Below are 5,547 nucleotides of genomic sequence, written 5' to 3'. Positions count from 1 at the left end.
ATCAATTCCTAGAGGGGAATGGTTAAAAATCATGTTAACACGAGATGGATTGAGTCCAAAGTGCTTGATAATTCTGGCCGTTCCAGTGCGATCGCGAAAGTGAACACAGCGCAACCAAATATTCTGAGAACTATCAATCTTTTTCAGTACCGTATCAACATCCCTACTGGTGAATATTTCCAGGTTATTTTGAAAAAAAGTAAGGAGAATTAGCATATTAGGAATCCTAATTGAGTCGTGAGAAAACCCGGTGACTCATATTGAGCGATAATTTATTTGACTACAACGACGCATCAAATGTCAAATTAATTATAAATTATGAATTAGTATACCCATTCTTTAATTATGAATTAGTAATTATTCGACTTAGGGCGAGTAGTTGGTGTTGGTGCTAAATTATGTTGCAGAATTGCAATTTCTCTCTGTGCATCTTGATAACTATCTTGTTCTCCTTGCTGTTGAAATAGTTTTGCAGCATTTTGGAAATCTGCGATCGCACCTTGTTTATTTTTCTGTTTGCTGCGAATCACACCCCGGTTATAGTAGGCTAAGGCATTGTTAGGATTAATTGCGATCGCTTGTGAATAATCTTGATTTGCAGCTTTTTTATTTCCCACTTCGAGATAGGCGTTTCCACGGTTGTTGTAAGCTGCTATATTATTAGGATCTAGTTTCAGCGCTGTGGTATAATCTTCAATAGCGCCTTGATAATTTCCGAAAGAAAAGCGGTGAATAGCTCTGTGGATATAAGCTGGAATAAATTTGGGATCAATTTTTAAAATAGTGTTGTAATTTTCAGTAGCTTCGACGTTATCTCCCAGATCACTGTAAACATCACCACGATTAAGATAGGCTTCTATGTATTTGGGATTGATATTAATTGCTTCCGCGTAATCTTTAAGCGCTACATATTTTTGTTTATTGATAGATTGAGTTAACCCCCTTTGATAATAAGCTTTGGCATCACTAGGATCAATCTTAATTACTGTATCAAAATCTTGGATTGCTGCTTGTCTAAGTTTGAGGCGACGGCGGAGAATCCCTCGCTGCAAGTAGGCTTCAGTATATCGAGGTTTAAGAGCGATCGCTTTGCTAAAATCTCCAATTGCGCCTTTATTATCCTTCAGTTGAGCAAGGGCTAAACCCCGCCCATAGTAAGCATAAGCATTCTTAGAATTTAATTTAATTACTTGGTTATAGTCAGCGATCGCTTCTTTGTACTTGTGTAATTCCAAAAAAGCAAATCCTCGGTCAAAATAGGCATTAGTATTTTGAGGATTGAGCAAAAGGGCTTGGCTAGAGTCTGCTTGTGCTTGATCGTAGTCTCCTAATCGATAATAAGCATCACCTCGCTTATTATAAGCCAAAGCGTTTTGCGGATCTAATTTAATAGCCTGATTGAAATCTTCAACTGCTCCTTCATAGTTTCCAGCATCATATTTATTTACTCCTTCTTGATATAATTTTAGTTCAGCATCACTTACAGGTTTTGGCGACCTCAATTGCCACGCTCCAACACCAAGTATGATACAGCCAACTACCCCCGTTAGAACTAGTAATAATTTTTTCTGATGCTGTTTTTGTTGAGCATCCTCAACATTTATTAACTTTTTCAGGTCATTTAAAACTTCGGTTGCATACTGGTAGCGCTTACGATAGTCAAAACGCACCATTCTGTTAATAATTTTTGCTAATTTTCTGTTAACTTTTAGATTTTTGTTATTCCAAACGATTTCACCTCTCAGCTGATTTTTCTGACTTCGCAAATTAGATATTTCCTTTGCTGGTAAACCTTTGAGTGCTGCGATCGCAACCATACCTAAAGCATATATATCGCTGTTATATTTAAGGTTGCCGTTAACTTGTTCTATAGGCATATATTCGAGATTGTTAACTGTATTACTAATCGCTTCATTAAAAGTACCAACATTAACCAAAGCTAACTTTTTATCGGATTCCCGGCGAATAATATTTGCTGGTTTAATATCCCGATGAATCACCCCATAGCTATGTACAATTACCAAAATTTCTAATATTTCTGATAACAGAGTAATTACTTGGTCTTCACTCAGAGGTTCTCCCTGGATAATTTCGTCAGTTAAAGGATTACCGGAGATGAATTCTTGGACTATATAGAATTCTTCATTTTCTTCAAAATAAGCAATTAGCTTTTGAATTTTATCGTTTTTCTGTCCTAATTTTTCTAAAGTTACTGCCTTACTAGCAAACAAGCGGCGTAGGATTGTTAAACTTTGAGGATTGCTACTAGGAGGACGTAACTGCTTTACTATAAATTGGCTGCCAGAAAAATTAACATCTTCAACTAGATACGTTTTCCCATCTTCACGATCATTGAGAACTTTTAGTATTTGATAATGTCCATTTAGTAAATGACTATTCATCAATATAAATATAGGATTATAAATTGTTTGATTATAGCTTACGTATTATTAATGGTGATTTTAAGATATAAATATTTATTAAGCAATTCAAAATGATATCAATGCGGGGATTGCTACAGCGTATTGTCTAGAATATATTTACCATAGCCTGACTTTTCATGTCATCTGGAAAAGAAGAGGGCGAAACCTAACTTCTCTGATCGGAAAGCTACGGTGTACACACAAGTCCTAAAAACCTAGCTTGATTAGCCTTTCTTCGTTCGTATGTTCTGCATGGGAATATAATTAGATGTGGGCTGCTGACTCAATTTATCACTGGAGGCAGCAGCCCCTAATCAGTTAGGTTTTACGCCGGCACGACAAATTTCTCGCTACCAGCAAGCTCAAAAGCACTATGAATAGCTTGCAAAGCCTTAACACCTTGCTCTTGTGGCACGACACAACTAATTTTTATTTCTGAGGTGGCAATCATTTGAATATTGATTTGTTGTTGGGCTAAAGCTTCAAACATTTTAGCAGCAACGCCTGGTTGTCCCAGCATCCCTGCACCGACAATACTTACCTTAGCGATCGCACTATCTAAAACAACCTCACCCCATCCAAATTCTGCTGCTACTTGGGTAAGCATTTCTTTTGCATTTTCCCCATCCGGCTGCGAGACTGTAAAGGCAATATCGCGTCTGGGAACACCATCAATCAGCCGACAGCGCTGAGATTGGATAATCATATCAACACTAATATTATGTTGCGCTAATAGTCCAAACAGTTTTGCCGCCATCCCCGGACGATCTGGCAATTGGCGAATAGCAAGACGCGCTTGGTTCAAATCGAGGGCAACGCCGCGAACGGGAGGAGTTTCTTCAATAATTCTTCCTTGTCCCCCTTGTCCCCTCTTCCCCTCTTCCCCTGCTTCGATCTCAAAGGCGGTGCGGAGTGCGGCTACGGCGCGATCGCATTCGGCTGCATCTACCACACAACTTACTTTGACTTCGCTGGTGGAAATCATCTGGATGTTCACGCCTGCTGCTGCTAAGGTGGCGAACATTTTTGCCGCTACACCCGGACGCCCAATCATTCCGGCGCCGGCGATGCTGACTTTGGCAATGTTATGTTCTACCATTACCTCAGCTTCGTCTAATTTGGGGTTAGATTGACTCCTCAGTGCTGGGGCGATCGCTGCTGCTACTGCTTCTGCCCGTTTTAATATTGGTGTTCTTACCGTAAATGCAATGTCATTACTGTTACCTTCATTAATTGACTGAATAATCAAATCTACGTCTATTTTTTGCCGAGAAATTTCGCCAAATAACCTTGCTGCTATGCCTGGTTTGTCAGGTACGCGCAACAAAGCCACCTTCGCTTGATCAGTGTCAAATTCTACATTATCCACTGGACGGGCAATTTCGAGATTGATCAGCGATCGCCCTTGGGGTTTGGCTGATGTTACCCAAGTACCGGGGGCATCTGTCCAGCTAGACCTGACTACAAGGGGTACACCGTAGTTACGAGCAATTTCCACAGCCCGGGGATGTAGCACTTTTGCGCCCAAACTAGCTAGTTCCAACATTTCATTACAGGTAATGGCATCCATCAACTGGGCTTCGGGAACTAAGCGGGGATCTGTAGTTAAAATCCCTGGAACATCTGTATAAATTTCGCAAAAGCTTGCACGTAATGCGGCTGCGATCGCCACTGCTGATGTGTCGGAACCACCACGCCCCAAAGTGGTAATTTCCATCTCTTCAGTGCTAGATGTGCCTTGGAAGCCAGCTACTACAACTACTTTACCTTCATTTATGTGACGAGTTAGGCGAGTAGTTTCAATATGCAAAATTCGAGCGCGGCTGTGTTCGGCTTCGGTAATAATTCCTACCTGAGCGCCAGTCATGGAGATTGCTGGTTGTCCGAGTTCCTGCAATGCCATACTGAGTAAAGCGATCGTTACTTGTTCGCCAGTGGAAAGCAGCATATCCATTTCCCGGCGGTTAGGATTGGGAGAAATTTCATTAGCTAGTTTGACGAGTCCATCAGTGGTTTTGCCCATTGCCGAAACCACTACGACGATAGAGTTTCCAGCTTTAACCGTTTTATAAACACGCTGTGCAACAGCTTGAATACGTTCGACTGAACCGACAGATGTACCACCGTATTTCTGAACTATGAGCGCCATAACTTTTTTTTTAATCAATTGTGCCTGCTTTGCTCAATGCCCCCGCCGGGTCAGGAAGCTTTCAAGGCTTATCAGTTATATAGTTTAGTGACAATACTCCTACAAGTAAAGTAAAAGTCGCTTGCTCTGAAGTAAGGAATAAATTTAATGAACTACATCTTCATAAAGTGCTGCCATTGTTTCCTCAAAATCCACGCTATTGAATCGAAATGATTTATGTTCTGATGTGTAAGATTGTAAAACCCATAGCCCTTGCTCATTGCGTCGAAAACACTCGACTCGCTGACGTTTTGTATTAATTAGAACATACTCTTGCAGACTTTCCAGCGTTTGATAATCGGCGAATTTGTCGCCCCGGTCAAAGGCTTCAGTAGAATTAGATAAAACTTCGACAGTTAAACAGGGAAATCTTTTATAAGCTGGCGTTTCTTGATCTCGTTGGTCGCAAGTAAGCATAACATCGGGATAATAAAAGCGATTCAGAGATTCAATTCGGGCTTTCATGTCAACGATGTAAACACGGCAACCAGAGCCGCGCACATGATTACGGAGGAGAGCAAACAGGTTTCCAGCAATAGTAACGTGTGGGTCAAGCGCCCCAGCCATTGCGTAGATGTAGCCGTCGATGTATTCATGTTTGACAGGGTTTTGTTCCTCCATTTGGAGGTACTCTTCAGGAGTAAAGTAGTTTTGTTGGGGCGAGGCGATCATAGTTGAAACTTTAAGGTTTGAGTAAGGCTGATTTCTAGGGTAGCGTTTGCTGTTGATTGAAGTTGGTTTTTGAGAGAGAATTTTATGTTAAGTCTAGACAGAATTACATTTGACCGAAAACGAAAAGGATACAAGCCCCTAAATTTATTTATGGAGAAGCAAAAAAATGTAAGTAAGTCGGCGGGAAAATTTATAAGTATGTAAGGAAAATTTAACCAGAGGAATTAGAGTTAAATTTAATACGTTGTGTGCTGTAGTTTCCTC

General features: G+C 40.6%; 3 protein-coding genes and 1 pseudogene. All 4 read right to left on the bottom strand.

Annotated elements, in window-relative coordinates; all coding sequences use genetic code 11:
* A pseudogene (locus tag ACYTXL_RS30830) lies at window positions 1–216 on the bottom strand (magnesium transporter CorA family protein); the annotation flags it as partial.
* A 134-nt stretch (window positions 217–350) separates the two neighbouring features.
* On the bottom strand, window positions 351–2,402 hold the full coding sequence (locus ACYTXL_RS30825; RefSeq protein WP_461927944.1) for a tetratricopeptide repeat protein: 2,052 nt from the start codon (window positions 2,400–2,402) through the stop codon (window positions 351–353).
* Between the two features lie 346 nt (window positions 2,403–2,748).
* Complete coding sequence (locus ACYTXL_RS30820; RefSeq protein ID WP_461927943.1) at window positions 2,749–4,572, bottom strand: aspartate kinase; 1,824 nt, start codon at window positions 4,570–4,572, stop codon at window positions 2,749–2,751.
* A gap of 144 nt (window positions 4,573–4,716) precedes the next feature.
* Window positions 4,717–5,283, bottom strand: a complete 567-nt coding sequence (locus ACYTXL_RS30815) for a Uma2 family endonuclease (protein ID WP_461927942.1) — start codon at window positions 5,281–5,283, stop codon at window positions 4,717–4,719.
* Window positions 5,284–5,547: the final 264 nt, after the last annotated feature.

The sequence above is a fragment of the Nostoc sp. genome (genome assembly GCF_054880495.1).
This window is presented reverse-complemented; position numbering and strand designations above follow the sequence as displayed.